Source organism: Oribacterium sp. FC2011 (assembly GCF_000701645.1).
Taxonomy (GTDB): domain Bacteria; phylum Bacillota; class Clostridia; order Lachnospirales; family Lachnospiraceae; genus Oribacterium.
In genome coordinates, this window is record NZ_JNJM01000001.1 from 1 (window position 1) to 16,604 (window position 16,604).

The following is a 16,604-nucleotide window of genomic DNA, read 5'->3' on the forward strand; positions in this document are numbered from 1 at the left end:
AGCACTACTATTATAGTGAGGATACGGTGATTTTGTATAACTTGAACACCCACCCGCTTAGCGGGTGGTTTTGTGTGCCACGCGCTTGATCGTTTTGCTGCCGGCAAAACTTGAAGCAGCGCGCGGCACGTGGTCACGTCCTGCAATCAAAAAAAGCGGAGATGGCATAAAAGCCATCTCCGTATCTCTAAATTTATCTACCCAATTTAATTCAGGGAAGTGGTTCCTTTTGAATCTGTTTTTTCATTACTGTCGATATATAGTATATGTATTATTATCTTTATAGCAGTATACTGTCAGTTGGTCCTTGGATATGATATCGAATTTGTACATATCTTTTCTCGAAACAGGAGGATCTGTTGTATCCTTTTCATCGTGCAAGTAATACACACCATTCAAATCAATGTCAAAAACAGTATTGGGGGCATCAAAATAGGGAAGATTGTATGAGGTTCTATAGGTATATCCATCTCCATTTTTATCACCTTGAACATCAACCAAAGTAAAATAATATTTTTTGTCAGATGTTTTCCACTCACCAACAAACCAGTTAGCATAATCTCTCCAGGCGATTATTGAAGCCAATTTATTCGTCGAAGCCCTCTCTAATATAGCATCTATCCTATATTCATATAACGAAGCACGTATTATCTCATTGTAAATTCTAACATCTTTATAATCTGTACCAATTATATTTATCAGTGATTCAATATTAACAAAGGCTTTACTTATATCCTTCGATTTCATATCAGGAATTGAATCAATATAATCAATCATATCTTTATACCATATTTCCCGATTTTCTTTAACAAAGGCATTCAATGATTCTGGATATTCTTTTTTCCAACTATCAATATATGGTTCACAAGCTGAATAAGATTTATTTTCAAATAATTTTAAAATATGCTTTTTATTTTTTAATTCATAAATTTGCTTTTTTAGATTATACCTATCTTCTACTCCCTTACCTTTTAAATCATATAGTTTTGATAATGCGTACTGAAGTTTCTCTTCTGAAAGGCTCTCATCTAAAAGGTTCTCAACCAACATTTCGTATTCACAATTATTCTTTAATTGTTCTGCATTTTTATACTCTGTCATATTTTCGAGTATTTCAGATGCTTTACTGTACTCTTCATTTGAATAATCGACTCCTGCCTCAATGTAACTTACAAGCATTGGATTTAGTAATTTGACCAACTTGATATTTGGCAAATGTTCATTTGCAGCCTGAAATTGACCATCTTCAGCTAGTTGCTCTGCCTTTTTGATCCTATGATTCAATATTAGACAAAAAACAATAAAAATACATACAAAAGCAATTATAAGATTCCTGGCATAAAGAACCATCTTCTTTTTTTTGCTAATCTTCAATTGTAAATTTCTTTCATTTACTTTATTTAAGGCTGCTTCCAATTCTGCTTTTTCATTAGGTGTTCCAAATCTTAATGCATTCTGGTAAGAAGTATTCTTTTCAAAAGAAACTTTAGCATTTTCAAGTTGGGATCTATTTTTTATACTTAATTCAGCACAAAGCTTTAAAATATACGTCTCTGTATCTTCCGGACGAACATCAAGAATTTTATCGCAATACTCTTTTGCATTGTTAAATTCAGCATTTTCAAGAAATAAACATATTCTCTTTTTTAAAGTATCTATGTCAAAACCACTATCGGATCGTTGTGTTACAGTTGGATTGATAATCTTTTCAATTCCTCTGATCAGATCCTGCATAAAACCAATAGAAGCCATATTATATGATTGTAATACAGCAAGCGCCTCAGGCATATCATATGGATCCATGTCCTTATAACAAGGGAGAAGAACTTTTTTTCGATCTTTTTTCATCAGAGCAATAAAGCGACTCCACTCATTTTTAACCCAGATAGAATCAAGATTATTTTTGCTTGTTCCCACAACCACCATTACATTTGCAGAATTCAGGGCAGCAAAAATATAAGGTTCAAACTCAGTACCAACCTTATCTTCGAGTGTTATCCTTGAGAAAAACACCTTATATCCTTTTTCTGTAAGTGCATAGTATATCTCTTGAGCAAGAACACTCTCCTGTGTCCGTTGACCGTTTTTATCGGATTCTTTATAACAGATGAATACATCAAAAGGAGATTCTTTTGATGAAGTAGCCAGAATTGCCTTTTGTATCTCATCTATTCTGTTTCCTTCGCGAATATATTGCTTTTGAGTAATATCTTCTGAATTGTTGACCGCTGCCTGATAATCAATATCATCCAGAAAGCTTTCAAAACTTGCTCGGTGGCACGTTGGAATGTACTCTGTTGAAATGGGGTCTTCAACATATTCAATACCAAACCTTGAAATGGCAGCACACCAGTGGGCTTCTGCATCAGTATCATCTTCTTTGATGATCTGTTCGTATACAGATAAGGCTTTGTCAAAATCGCCAAGTTTTCTGAAATAATTTCCTCTATTAAAGGCAGCTATTCGTTGTTCATCCGTAACTTTTGGAAATGTAACTGTACATCCGCAGTACATACAGGTTCCTATTGTTTTATCTGAACTTAATTCAATGTCACCGCCACATATCTTGCACTTTAGAATTTTCGCCATTCTTGTCTCTCTTGTATGAAGTTTCAGAAACTAAAACAACATATTTTCCTTTCAATACTCAGTATTTATATCATTTACCTGCTTTACACAAAGCATTCCTTTCCTTCAGAATATGCATTGTGTCATCAACAGCTTTTATTATTCCTTCAGTATCTCCATTATCGATAGCAGTCTTTACATCACCAAGTGATAATTCCAGTTTATACTCAATACCATCAAGATCTGATGTGCTGACCGGATCACTGTATCTTATCTCTTCCATAAGCCTGGTAACCTTCATCTTTATAACAGGATCGGATATTGAATCGTCCAATAGTTTTGCAGATTGTTTTATAGCATCCATTCTTGATGTTTTTTCTTCGATTTTTTTTGTTACCGCTTTAGCATGCTGCCGTCCTATTCCTGCTGAGAAAACAAACAACACAAATACTGTGATGATTATAAGGCTAATAACTATAGCAAAGAACGGAGTAACTGAAATATAATAGATTGCTGCAATTGCAAATCCTATCTGTGCCAGTGCGTAGAGAACAACGCTTACTACCCGACCACCTGTAAGTAAATATTCTGAGTTATCCTTGCTGTATCTTGGCAGCAATATATTGACTGTCAGCAATGAAAGTATTATAGCAATCAAAGAAAATAGCAGTTCAATTGCGAACACAGGAGAGTAAAGAAACTTTCCTGATGTTCCGGTAATACTGTTCACGGTATCCGGAATAACAATGAGCTTTGCAGTTCCAAGCAGATTCATAGATATACTGGTGACAGGATGACCATCAATATATGAAGGAATTACAATCATGTCATCTTTTCCTGTATATCTTGTAATATCAACCGTTACTCCGCTCGTATTATATTCGAAAGGTATGTCCCCAAGCTGATAATTCACAAATTCGGAATCATATAGTAACTCATAGTTCCATTCTTTTTCCTCTTTGTTATCATCATCAGAAGCAGGATTAGTTTCTGTGGTATCTTCGGCAGCTGTTGAGTTTTCTGACTCAGACGTTTCTTTTTCAGTCTCTTTAAGTTTTGCCTCTTTATCGGCAATATACTGTTTATACACGGGAGTATTATCATAGCAAAAGATTGTGATACTCTCATCAACATCACCTTGGATTTTTGTTACTGTAGGTGGAATGTAAAGCTTTTTGACGTTTGTAATACTCTTGAAAAAATCGTCACCGATTACAGTTACGGTCTTATTGCCGATGGCGGATGGGATTACAAGAGACGTGCTTTCACCATTATATCGTTCTATAGTGATTTCGTCTCCATCAACTAAATAATCAAAGGTCTCATAACGCTGGTCAAAGTATCCTTTTTCACTGTCAGATATTTCTGCAATGTTTAATTTATTATCCTTGGCATACTGTTCGCCGAAACTTCCCGGGACAACTGCCACATTTGCAGAAATACGTCCTACATTTCCAATGAGCAGAACAAAAGCAAATACTATGCCTGCAAAGATAATAAAGATATTAAGCAATATTTGATTTTTAATCCTGTTCATCTTTATTTCTCCCTTCTTGTCCCGCATTTCGGGCAGAAATTCGCATCATTTGTAAGTACATAACCACAATTGGTGCATGAATTTGATGTAACTGCTTTTGTGCCGCAGTTTTCACAGAACATAGCTGTTGATGATAGTTCTTGACCGCAGTTCATGCAAAATCTCTTTTCTGTATGCGGAGCTGCAGGTACTGTAACACTTTGCATTGCCTGTCCAGCGACTCCGCCAACAGTTTTGCCAATTTCTGCACCTACTCCGGTAACCATACCCAGACCAATACCAACATTACTGAATTGACCAACTGCTTCATTTTTTGCAGCTTCTTTTGCAACTTCGAAGCCTTTCTCTTGTTGATATGTATACCCTTCAAGCTCACGTTTTTTAGCGGTTGCTTCAGCCTCAATAACAGTGGATTTAGCTTTAGTTTCCTGTTCAATTATCGTAAGCTTCTGCTGGAGCTGCGCCTCCATTACATCACTCTTTTGTCTGAAGAAGATATCTTTGAACTTTTGATAATTACGATCTTCATCAGGTTTAAGTACTGTGGTGATCAGAAAACTATTAAGATTGATACCATAATCGAAGAAATCATCAAGAAGCTTTGTCCTTATAGCCTCTGACAACTCTGGCAGATGCATATCAATTTCAAAAATACTTATCTTTTTTTCTTTGATTTCCTGTGCAAGAATAGACTTTGCCCTATTCATCAGGAATGCCCTGAAAAAAACTGTCAGTTGATTCTGTGAAAGGTTTTGTTCAGTTCCTACAACTTTAATCAAAAGCTTATTGGAATTACTTACCGATAAGCTCATTTCTCCACAGGCTCCTATCTCAAGCGGGAAATCATAAACCGGATCCAGATAACTGACTTTACTATCAGTCCCCCATCTTATGGCCATTTGTTCTGTAAGATTTACAAAATATAACTCAGCATGAAACGCATTTTTACCGCCTGTTGCAAACTTCAAAATGGTGCGTGCAACGGGGAGATTCTCCGTTTCCAGGATATGTTTACCCGGTCCAAATGTATCCAAAACCTTTCCATCAACCATAAAAATGGCTTCCTGTGATTCATGAACTAACAGTTCTGATCCCATATTAAAATCCTGGATGGGATGTCTCCAAACAAAGGTTTTATTATCACCTTCATACATCAATACACTTGTAATAGCCATATTTTACCTTCCTGTTCATTTGAGAAAAAACAACTTTTCTTTATAGATCACGTTTCAAAATAATAAGTACTTACATTAATGTACGATTTTATATTTTACTATATATTCTATAAATTGAAATATAAATCAATGTAAACAATAGTGATATTTATATTAAATACTTGAACAATATAACCAAAAATATTGTCATCCATAAGCTGATTATAAGCAAGATGGGAGTTCAACTTGTCTTTCCTTCCCTGTTCACACCCAACAGACTGTAATACAAAAAGTTCCAGACACTTGCCTCGAACTTTTTTATTAAGCAACTACATTTAAACCTTTCGTTATGGTATCATTAAATCAGATAAGGATATTTGGAACGGGTAAAAATCAAATAAGAAATATCATGTGGTTATCATAAAGGAAGGGTTGTGGAATGGGTATAAACAAACGTGATTTTGGAAAAGGAGCCATAAGTGGCTATGGCATCCAGCTTAATGATCTCAGTTGCGGAAATGTTATCAGCTTCATAACAAAGCATAGAGGAGTTGTTCAGAGTCTCTATCCTGAAACTGAAATGGATGATATGCTTGGTTGTCTCTATCATGATAACAAAATAAGCGCCAATGATTATGAGTCAGTTCTTTTTGATCATGGCATGGATTTTTTTCCTTACATGGTTGGTTTAGTTCTCAATATAGATCATGGCACAACAGGTTTTCTCGGGTTCGTGGGAGAAGAAGCTTTCGGCGACTGCCTCCTGTGGATGCCTCAATATCCCTGGGAAATGACGGATTCCGACAAAAATCTCACAAAAGAAGAATTGGATGAGATATTTGCAAAGCTTCTGGATGAGCTGGGCATCAAGGAATGCCCCAGATATCTGTCATTATACTACGATGACTATCCTGAAGATTTCAAATTGTAAATCAAAGCCGCGTATCTTGCGAGATTGATAAGAGTGGACATATGAGAAGGAGAGGTTTTTCCTCTCTTTTTTTATCACAAAAGTTGCCGGTCTGCAAATGATGACCGGCAACTCAAAGAGAACTATCAAAATCTCTGTTATTTGATTTTTAATTGTAAATGTGTGTATGTCTTCTGTCATGTTTTGTATAGTATATAGCCTTATTTTTATACATCATGTCATCAGCCTTCTTTATACACCACTTAAGTTCTGAAGCATTACTGCACCACTCGAATCCGACAGAGATGTTCGGTGCTTTTTCACCGTTAAGTTCATTTAAAATCTGCTCGTTTTTTTCTTTGAAAATATATTCATCAATAGAAGGTATCAGAACAGCAAACTCATCGCCTCCGGTTCGATAAACATATTGTCTTCCATAAATCTCTGCAAGAAAATCTGCGGTATTCTTAATAAAACTGTCACCCATCATATGACCGCCGTTATCATTTACTTCCTTGAGGCCATTTAGATCCGCAATGACAATCCCCACAGAAACCTCCTTCTCCATAAGGTCCTCTTCCTTATCGATAAAGGCATTTCTGTTATTGACTTTGGTGAGAGCATCGTAATTGATCAGCTGTTCATAGTCATGATTTGAAATATAAGCTCCTATAAAGAATGAAATAGTTTCAAACAGTCTCTTGATATCTATTTCTTTTATTGGTTTACAATTTATCGCACATAAATAACCTGTGAGCTCAGCACGACTGTAAAAAGGAAATGCATAGAACTGCTCTATCTTCTGAGACTTGAAGCCCTCATATATCTCCTCGCCCACAGCCTTAACTTTTTCTATGTCATTTATAAATATATAAGTTTTATTTCTGGCAAATTTCCTCCATAGTTTATCAACGACTTCGTAAGGAATACCTTCCTCTACCTTGTCATCCTCCAACATAATATCTTCACCATAACACTCATATGCATTATTCAGAATACTTTCATTCTTTTTCATGATGAACAGGTGGTCAGCATTAACAACATGCTGAACTCTGTAAAAAACATCCTTCATAGCCTCATGGAATCTTTTATCGCCGTTCAGAACCTTGGCAACACTTACGATAACATCATCCGTGATGGTATTTTGGGCAATCTGCTCCTTCCTGGAAGTTTTCTCGTCCAGGACATTCAGAGCCACGGAGCAGCAACCGGGAATGGAGGATGGCATGATAGTAAATTCAGCCCATTTCCCCAAAGAGTCTATGAACATTTTTTCCTTCACTATCTTGTTGTTGACCATAGCCTGATATGGTATCTCGATCCACTTTTTTTCAGATTCCGGATAAAGCTGGAGATAAGTCTTACCCACAATATCCTCGGGACTCTTTCCCGCTTCGTCTGCATACCTCCGGTTGATGAATACATATTTCATATCCACAACCTTGCTTTTATCCTCATTCATAACAGGACGGTATATAGCAAAAGGCACAGGAACATCCTCATATGAATCCGGCATGATCATCCCGTATCTCTTTTCAAAGCTGGAGACATCCAAGCCAACCAGAAACATATTGTAATCATCATAGGATGAAATAAGCACTACAGAGAACTTGAATTGGCATCCTGTAGAATCAAAGGTGATATATTCAGTCTCTTTACTCTCAATTGCCTTATATGCTGTATCCAGCAGATCCAGTCCATATGGGAATTCATCTATTTCTGTATGGTCTACAACATTGGCCCTGAGTTCCTCCAACAGGCTCTTTTCATATTGCTGATATACAACATTGGAGAATAACTTTTTAAACCTGTTTCTGTTAAGACCAACCAATGCCATAGCCTGGCTGCTAATGATATCAACCAGACCTATCTTGTCATAGAATTCAGAGATAGCCTTGTTTTCGGAAGGAATATTGATATCAGCCAGATGCTGATAAAAAACATTCATGGACTGAGGTTCACTGTAATAGTATCCCTGAACCTTTTCACAGCCTGTGCTCTTAAGAAAACGGAGTTGTTCATCGGTTTCAACTCCCTCAGCAACGGTATGTATACCCAGCTCCTTAGCCATTTTAATGGTTGATATAATAATGGTTCTGGCTTTTTTACCTGTACTGTGGAGAAGCTCCATATCTATCTTCAGTTCATCAAAATCGTAATCCTTGATGACATTCAGAGAAGAATAGCCTGTTCCATAATCATCTATGGTAACCTTGATGCCTTCCTTGTGGAAACGCTCAATTGCATCCTTCATATGCTCTGTACTGTCGATGAATACTTTCTCAGATACTTCCACATTTATAAGATGATGATCAAGGTTTCTTTCATTCAAAGAATCAACTATCATCTTCACCGGATCAGTAGCATCAAAATCCGATTTTGAGATATTAACAGAAACAGGAACAACCTCCTTACCTGCATCAAGCTGATTTCTCAAGCTGTCAGCCACCTTTGAAACGATATACTCATCAACCTTATAGGAAAGACCGTTATTTTCCAGGGCACCGATAAATCTAAGGGGCAGAATAACTCCCTTTACAGGATCGGTCCAACGGGCCAATGCTTCAACACCCGCAACTCTTCCGGAAAGGGTTCTGATGATGGGTTGATAATAAACTTCAATATTGCCGGAGGCTATTGCTGAATCAACATTATCAAGAATATAGCCCTCAAGGGCATCGGTTTTGTCAAAGCCCGGCTTATAGACACAGTAAAACCTGTCGGGATCATTTCTTATATGGTCACAGGCAATCTTTGCAAGATCACAATCGATCATAACAGCAATATCGTCTGCGCTCATATTATAGATTCCGGCATTTAAACGGATGAGCTCTCCGTTTTGCAAAGAGTGTACTGCAGCATTCAGTTTTTCAAGTTTTTCAATAAGTCCAAAGGTTTCTGAACAGAATATATATTTATCTACAGAAAGACGTGAAATATGTTCATCTTTGAAAAAGTCATGGACAACCGAAAAAGCATCCTCCAGATACCTGTTTTTGTCTTTTGTTCCATAACTATTTGTTGACGGATCGAAAATATCAAAATCAAAATAAACCAAAGAGTGCTTTGGATAATCAAAATCAGCCTTTATCTCTCCAAGTATCTCATCTGCGTATCCCAATACATCACCCACAACGGATAATGTAGAAAAACCATACCAACCTGTTTTCATGTTTCCGTCTTCAATGACACTATAACTTCTCATAACTAAATCCTTATAAAACCCACAAGAGACAATTACATCAAACTCTCAAACAATAAATAGATTTTAGAATCAGGTTAAGAAAAGCTAATTTCGGAAACCAATGACACTAAAAAATATTTCCATATCCAAGCTTATATATCGACACTTTTACAGAAAATATATCCGAAACTGTAATATTTTTTGTGTAAAAAACAAAAATATGGTAGTATTTCTTTATCAAATATCGGATTTTATGGTTCTGTTTTTTAATGTATCAAAATTCAGAATGCTTATACAAAAATATGGTTAAACTTAACGATTATTTATTCAACGGCTATACTGTTCTTGAAATACTGCATAACTACAGCGCTGATCTGAAAAAAGATGCACTCCTGACCCGGAATCAGCTTGATATCGCTCATTGTAACTTTTTACTTGAGTTATCAGAAATCCTTGAACATAATGAATTCCTTACGTCTGAATCCCAGCGTATTCAGGACTTCTACATATATTTGTCTGAAAAGTATCCTTTCCTGTCCTTTAATCTGAAAGGCCGTATCAAGTCTATATTAAGAGCAGAAAAGAAATTCAACGGATACATAGTGCAGTTTATTTATGATTATTATCTGGAACACAATGAATATCCGCCCATTTCGGCACTTAAGGCAAAGGTAAACAATTTCAGAGATCTGATAGCCTACAGGATAGTTATATCCCTTCCCGCGGGCAATCGCTCTGAAGGGCAGGATCTTGAAACAGAAGAACTGAAATATCTGTATGAAATGGCCAACGTTCTGCCGGAATTTCTTGAAGAACGTGGTTTCACCGCAGAGCTTGCCGCCATGAAGCAGCACAACACCTCTCCTTTAATGTCAGCCGCGGTTCAGCCCTATTACAGGGACTATATAGCTAATCCACGTTCATCAGGCTACCGTTCCTTGCATATCACCTTTTATGACAGAATTTCCAGAAACTTTACGGAGGTTCAGTTAAGAACAAAGGATATGGATGATTACGCTGAGATAGGAACGGCAAATCATTATTTTTACGAGAAAAAGCAGGAGAATCCTCTGGTTCAGAGAAACACCATTCCTGTGGGTGAAAATCTTTACTTTGACGAAGCTTATAACCGTATCATTGAGCTCAGAAACTTAGACTTATCTAAGGTTAATGTCAACATGTTCAGCGCACTGGATAACAGGACGATGAATGACGGCTGCGGCCTGTATAAAGGAAGGCTCATACTTCCATATGAACATCTTGCAAAAATCCGGGGACCACTATGATATGGTTCCCGGATTTTTTTATTCTAAAAAAGATTATGATTTAAGCTCTCGTACATTACATGATTCCACAGATTTTTAACGGAAATAGCCTACTATATCTTTATAAGATACTACTGTTATTTATGCTCAGAATGATGTTTCCTTTTTGCTTCATACATCTTTTTATCGGCATTAAAGAGGAACTCATCTATATCAAACTTGCCTTCACTTGAGGCTCCGTCTGAAACGATCATTCCCACACTTATGGTTACGCCTAAATAATCCTTATTATCTTTTCTGAAAAGAGATCTTACTTTTTCCTGGAGAAGCTTCTCTTTCTTCGTATATTCATTCTTCTCCATTTTCCTGAGGAGAACCACAGCGTATTCGTCTCCTCCCAGTCTTGAGGCGATACCGTCAGCATATATATCTTTGATGAAATCGGCAGTTTTCTTCAGAACTTCATCTCCGCGGGTGTGTCCAAAGGTGTCATTAACAGTCTTGAAAAAGTCCAGATCCATGTATAAAAGTGTCATCTCATTGGCCGAATGCTCTTTTATATAATCATAAAAATATCTTCTGTTATATAAGCCGGTAAGGGCGTCTGTATTGGCCATACGAATGATGTGTTTTTCATATACTTTCTCATCCGTAACGTCACGGAAGAAACAGAAATAACCCGAGGTATTTCCGAAATAATCACGTATACGTTTTTCATTCACCACATAATAGTGCTTTCTGCCGCCAATTTTTATAGAAGCCTCATACCTGACAGTCTCATCTGTTTCTTCGATGATAGCTGTTGTTCTCAGATGTGTATCCTTCCATTTTTCATATTCAAACAACTCCGGAACCACCATATCCCCGATAAAAGAATTCCCAAACAATCCATTCATTCTGACTGTTTTTCTGTCTGTTGAGAGAATAAGTATCGGTATAGGTATATTTTCAACAAGCAGAGATAATTCAAGTCCCATATTGTTGAAATTCGTTATATCACGTCCTATGCCCGTGGTTCCGCTGATATCTCCGAATCTGTCATAGATAGGAGACTTATATACTTTAAAAAGCTTAAGCCCCTCCACCTTTTTCACAGGCTCTTCAAACTCGCAGGTTCGTCCCGCTTTAATTACCTGCTCCTCAGAATCCTGGCAGGCAAGCCCTTCCTCAATGGGAACTCCCCAGATATAGCTATGATCTCTTCCGCGGCAGTCATCTTTGGTTTTATTGACTGCCTCACAGAAGGCATCATTAACTCTCCAGTGGAGTCCATTCATATCCTTAAACCAGATCATATCCGGAACACTATCGTTTATGGTGGTCAGGATATTTTCATATAACCAGGCATCGTAAACTGACTTGATACTGCGCAGTACCCTGTCAAAGCGCACCTTCCTTATTTCATCATCCTCATTTTCCGGCCATATATCGTAGATTTTTCCTGTCAGAAAGAGTTCCTTCACATCCTCAGAATCTCCTATATAAACAGGATAAAGCTTAATGTCTTCGCCAAAAGGAAGTCCGGCGAGGAAATCCGTTTCATCAGTCACCACCATAACATCACATTTACGTGGGCAGTCCCCGGGATGCTCCGGATTGATTATTTTCACAGTAAAATCAGACGCATAATCATTGTCTGCGCCCTTGCTCACTACAGGTTTATATTTATCAAAGCATTCAGTACTTTTATCTCCTGAAAGTCGGATCACCAGCGATATATTCAAGTGCATGTACATTTCCTCCGGCCTATGGTTTAAAACTGTTTACTGATTTTCTTACAGAATATTATTAAAGATTTGAAGTCATTATACACCATATCCGGTAGCAGAACATTTTAATATTTCGTAAAGTCATATTTATTAATTATCTAAGGTATTACACCACACAAAAAAGAGTACCCTATTCTCATAAAGTACTCTTTAAATATCGTTTCATGATATTACTATATTCCTTGATTTAAACCATTTACGCTTCTAAAATAGTCTGACTCACCAATGATTACTGCTGAAAATCATCCTGCGCAGCATATTCATCATTATACTGAGGCTCCATAGGAGCAACAGGAGCCTGTGATGGTGTAGACTGCATAGCGTTATTGAGCTCTCTTCGATTGCTTACTACAACACTGTAGGTCTTCTGCATGCTATCCTGAATAGCCTGGAATCTCTGATGCTGCTCAGAAATAGAATTACTCATAAGAGCTTCTATAGAAGCAAGAATAGAATCTGTATATGAAATAGCACTGGCCTTCACACTGTTTGCCTCTGCTGTTGCATTGGCAAGGATCTGATCGGCCTGTGCCTGTGCCTGCTGAACAAGCTCATTGGCCTTGTTGTATGCCTGCTGCATGATCTCATTCTCTGAAACCATCTCCTCAGTCTGCTGCTTGGCATCCAGGATCATTGCTTCTGCCTGACTCTTTGCGTCAGCAAGAATAGCATCCTGCTGTGAAATGATCTTCTGATATTTCTTTATCTCATCAGGTACTCTGAGTCTGAGCTCAACCAGAAGCTCCTCCATCTCCTCTTTATTTACAAGAATCTTTGTATTTGAAAGTGGCTGAAATTTGCAACCGTCAATGTACTCTTCAATCTCGCCAATTAACTGTTCTATTCTGCTCATATATCTATTCCACCCTTATATTATTTTTTATATTTTTCTTTGATTTTTTTCTCTACATAGTCCGGTACGAATTCATGAATCATTCCGCCGTAGCTGGCAATCTCTTTTACCATACTGGAACTCAGATAAGAATACTTAAGATTTGTAGTTAAGAAAATAGTATCAATATCAGGCGCAATGACCTTGTTGGTCTGTGCAAGCTGAAGTTCATACTCAAAATCAGTTACTGCACGAAGCCCTCTGACCATAACTGAAGCTCCGCAATCCCTTGCAAAGTTTACAGTGAGGCCATCAAATGATCTTACCTCGACATTACCATAATCCCGAGTCAAATCCTCAATCATTTTAACACGTTCATCCATCGAAAACAACGGAGTTTTCGAGCTGTTGACGAGAACTCCGACTATCAGCTTATCAACCATCTTCGAAGCTCTTTCTATAATGTCAAGATGACCATATGTAATCGGATCAAAGGAACCAGGATAAACACCCACTATCATATCTTTTCTTCTTTCTCGGTATATATTTATAGCACGTAAACTTATCGCTTGTAAACAGCAACATTTTCCAAACTATTGAAGTTTTTTGAAGAAAACATGTTTATTTGTTTTATATGTTTTCTCTTTTTGCAGCTCATAGCCCATTTTTGCTATGTCTTCTGTTATATCATCATTGATATCTGCTTCTATAACAAAAAGGGTATTGTCATCAACATAATCAGCATCATGCATGAGTTCCATGGCTTTTCTCTCAAATCCCTTATTATAAGGAGGATCCATGAAAACAACTCCAAAATGATATCCTTTTCCATTCAGCCGGTTTAAAGCTGACATATAATCCGAAGCCATCACCAGAGATCTGTCCTCGAAGCGGCAGTGCTCAATGTTTTCCTGTATGCATGCAACCGCCTTTGGATTGTTTTCCACAAATACCGCTCTCCTTGAACCTCTGGACAAAGCCTCAATACCTATTCCTCCGGATCCGGAAAAAAGATCAAGGAAATCAATCCCGGGAACCTCAAACTGAAGCATATTAAAAAGGGTTTCCTTGATACGATCCGTTGTAGGGCGTGTGTCCATTGAATCTATGGTTTTAAGTAAAAGTCTTCTTGCAGTTCCTGCAATAACTCTCATATATTAACTCCATTCTGTGTGCAACTGTCTTTGCCGTTAATAGCCGCAATATACAGCTCAACACGGTTATTCTTCTTATCTGTTACATCATCGCGAAATGATTCTACATTAAGAATGAATTATTTACAACTGAGGAAATACTTATCTGTGAACTTTATTTTAATTAAAGCACATAGCTTTCTTCCAGAAACATATCAAGTTCCTGTCTAAGTTCCAGGTTTTCAGGATTGGAAAGTCCCGGATCTGTTTTAAATACATAAACTGCATCTTCCGATGCTTTCTGCAGAAGTACCTTATCCTGATATATGTCTGCAACACTGAAATCCAGGGCACCTGACTGTCTGATACCGAATATGTCTCCGGGGCCTCTCAGTCTCAGATCCTCCTCTGCTATATGGAAACCGTCATTGGAGGACGCAAGTATGGAAAGTCTTTCCTTTGACTTTTTCGAATTCTCTGTATCCACAAAAATACAAAAGCTTTGATGGGAGGATCTTCCAACACGACCTCTGAGCTGGTGAAGCTGTGCAAGTCCGAATCGTTCTGCATTCTCAACCATCATAACTGTAGCATTTGGCACATCCACGCCTACCTCAACAACTGTGGTTGATACAAGAATGTCGATTTCCTTTTTGAGGAACCGCTCCATTATGTCATCCTTTTCTTTGGGTTTCATTTTTCCATGAAGCTTTTCTATCTTTATTTCCTTAGGGAAAATCTTCCGGATCTTCGAAACATAGTCGGTAACATTTTCAAGGTCAAGAATATCATTCTCTTCAACCATAGGACAAATGATATAGGCCTGCCGTCCCTTCTTTATCTCATCGTATATGAATTTATAGGCTTTCTGACGATAGCCTTCGTTAACAACAGCATTCTTTATGGGGAGCCTGTTGGAAGGAAGCTCCTTTATCTGGCTGACCTGCATGTCCGCATACATAAGCATTGCAAGAGTACGCGGGATGGGGGTCGCTGACATTACCAGCACATGGGGATTTCTTCCCTTTTCGTTCAACGTCTTTCTCTGGTTGACTCCGAATCTGTGCTGCTCATCCGTAACCACCAGAGCCAGATCTTTATAAGTAACCTTTTCCTGAAACAATGCATGTGTACCGATGATTATATCTGCTTTATGATTCTCAATCTCCTCATAGATCTCCCGCCGCTCTTTCGCTTTAAGAGAACCCGTGACCAGTACTGTTTTAAGGTTCAGGTCATTTTCTTCCAGAAGCTTTTTCATTTTGTCATAATGCTGACCTGCCAGGATTTCTGTGGGGGCCATAATAGCTGCCTGATAACCGTTCAATGCGGTCTCAAGACAGGCTGCGAAGGAAACTATAGTCTTTCCGGAACCCACATCCCCCTGAAGAAGCCGGTTCATGATCATTCCTGATGAGAGATCATTCCTGATGATTTCAATGGCTTCGGACTGACCCTTTGTCAGAGAAAAAGGAAGATTTTTTAAAAAATCATCTACACGTTTATCCGGAGTAAGCTTAAAGAAGGATTTCAGATCTTCCGTATTCTGTTTCTTCTTCACAAGAGCCAAAGAAAATAAAAAGAGTTCATTATATGCAAGACGGCCTCTGGCCTTTTCAAAGTCCTCTATATTTTCAGGAAAATGAACATGTGCCACAGCATCCTTCATTTCCATTAGTTGTCTGTTGTATCTTATGGCGACCGGTACAAAATCTTCTTTATATTCAGCCACCTCTATGGCCTGACTGACTGCTTTAACTATGGAGGCATTGGACAATCCCTTCACCTGGCTGTAAACAGGTTCCAGAGTATCAACCTTTTTCTCATAAGCTTCTGGAGAAAAGATTTTTGGTTGGTTCATGGTTTTCTGACCATTGTAACTGCCAACCTTTCCCATAAAAACAAACATTGAACCGGCTTTCAGGGTAGTCCGGAGAAAGGGTGCATTGAACCAGGTTATCCTGAGTCGTCCGGAAATATCCTTTAGATACACACTGGTCATAAGGAGCCCGTGAACTCTGACTACAGCCGCATCTTTTTCCAGCATGCCTGTCACCGCCTGTACTTCACCCTCCTGAAGATTTCCGATGGGGACAGGTTTATGAAAGCTCACATATGTATTGGGAAAAAAATACAGCAAGTCATTAACTGAATATATTCCGAGCTTATTATATAGTTTTTCTGTTTTCGGACCTATGCCCTTAAGATCTTTTAGTTCCATTCTTTCTATATAGGTATTTCCTTAGCCTTAA

11 protein-coding genes are annotated in these 16,604 nt (G+C 37.9%); 2 read left to right on the forward strand and 9 right to left on the reverse strand.

The genetic code is table 11. The features are described from left to right. Positions 1 to 246 precede the first annotated feature (246 nt). The 3 genes from T357_RS19695 to T357_RS0100015 form a co-directional block, all read right to left on the reverse strand. Complete coding sequence (locus tag T357_RS19695) at positions 247 to 2,589, reverse strand: TIR domain-containing protein (RefSeq protein WP_031547352.1); 2,343 nt, start codon at positions 2,587 to 2,589, stop codon at positions 247 to 249. A 70-nt stretch (positions 2,590 to 2,659) separates the two neighbouring features. Further along, complete coding sequence (locus tag T357_RS0100010; protein ID WP_031547354.1) at positions 2,660 to 4,105, reverse strand: hypothetical protein; 1,446 nt, start codon at positions 4,103 to 4,105, stop codon at positions 2,660 to 2,662. A 2-nt stretch (positions 4,106 to 4,107) separates the two neighbouring features. Continuing rightward, complete coding sequence (locus T357_RS0100015) at positions 4,108 to 5,280, reverse strand: SPFH domain-containing protein (protein WP_031547356.1); 1,173 nt, start codon at positions 5,278 to 5,280, stop codon at positions 4,108 to 4,110. 418 nt (positions 5,281 to 5,698) lie between these two features. Here T357_RS0100015 and T357_RS0100020 point away from each other — a divergent pair, with 418 nt between their 5' ends. Next, a complete protein-coding gene (locus T357_RS0100020) occupies positions 5,699 to 6,190 on the forward strand; it encodes a hypothetical protein (protein WP_031547359.1) in 492 nt (163 codons plus the stop codon). A 148-nt stretch (positions 6,191 to 6,338) separates the two neighbouring features. On the opposite strand, the gene T357_RS19700 is transcribed toward T357_RS0100020, so the two are convergent. Continuing rightward, the gene (locus tag T357_RS19700) at positions 6,339 to 9,374 is read right to left on the reverse strand and encodes a bifunctional diguanylate cyclase/phosphodiesterase (RefSeq protein ID WP_031547360.1); all 3,036 of its coding nucleotides are present in this window, start codon (positions 9,372 to 9,374) and stop codon (positions 6,339 to 6,341) included. A gap of 281 nt (positions 9,375 to 9,655) precedes the next feature. On the opposite strand from T357_RS19700, the gene T357_RS0100030 reads away from it, so the two are divergent. Further along, entirely contained in the window at positions 9,656 to 10,639 is a 984-nt protein-coding gene (locus T357_RS0100030) for a nucleotidyltransferase family protein (RefSeq protein ID WP_031547362.1), read from the forward strand. A 116-nt stretch (positions 10,640 to 10,755) separates the two neighbouring features. Here the strand turns inward: T357_RS0100030 and T357_RS0100035 are convergent, their stop codons facing one another. The 5 genes from T357_RS0100035 to recG form a co-directional block, all read right to left on the reverse strand. Continuing rightward, positions 10,756 to 12,348 carry a sensor domain-containing diguanylate cyclase gene (locus T357_RS0100035; protein WP_031547364.1) on the reverse strand — a complete coding sequence of 531 codons (1,593 nt, stop codon included), beginning with the start codon at positions 12,346 to 12,348 and terminating at the stop codon, positions 10,756 to 10,758. Between the two features lie 268 nt (positions 12,349 to 12,616). Beyond that, the gene (locus T357_RS0100040; RefSeq protein ID WP_044915692.1) at positions 12,617 to 13,240 is read right to left on the reverse strand and encodes a hypothetical protein; all 624 of its coding nucleotides are present in this window, start codon (positions 13,238 to 13,240) and stop codon (positions 12,617 to 12,619) included. Between the two features lie 20 nt (positions 13,241 to 13,260). Beyond that, positions 13,261 to 13,740, reverse strand: coding sequence for a pantetheine-phosphate adenylyltransferase (coaD, locus tag T357_RS0100045; protein ID WP_031547368.1), 480 nt, complete (start codon positions 13,738 to 13,740; stop codon positions 13,261 to 13,263). A 72-nt stretch (positions 13,741 to 13,812) separates the two neighbouring features. Then, positions 13,813 to 14,373 carry a 16S rRNA (guanine(966)-N(2))-methyltransferase RsmD gene (gene rsmD / locus T357_RS0100050; protein WP_031547370.1) on the reverse strand — a complete coding sequence of 187 codons (561 nt, stop codon included), beginning with the start codon at positions 14,371 to 14,373 and terminating at the stop codon, positions 13,813 to 13,815. Positions 14,374 to 14,536: 163 nt separating this feature from the next. Beyond that, positions 14,537 to 16,573, reverse strand: coding sequence for an ATP-dependent DNA helicase RecG (gene recG, locus T357_RS0100055; protein WP_031547372.1), 2,037 nt, complete (start codon positions 16,571 to 16,573; stop codon positions 14,537 to 14,539). Between the last annotated feature and the right edge of the window lie 31 nt (positions 16,574 to 16,604).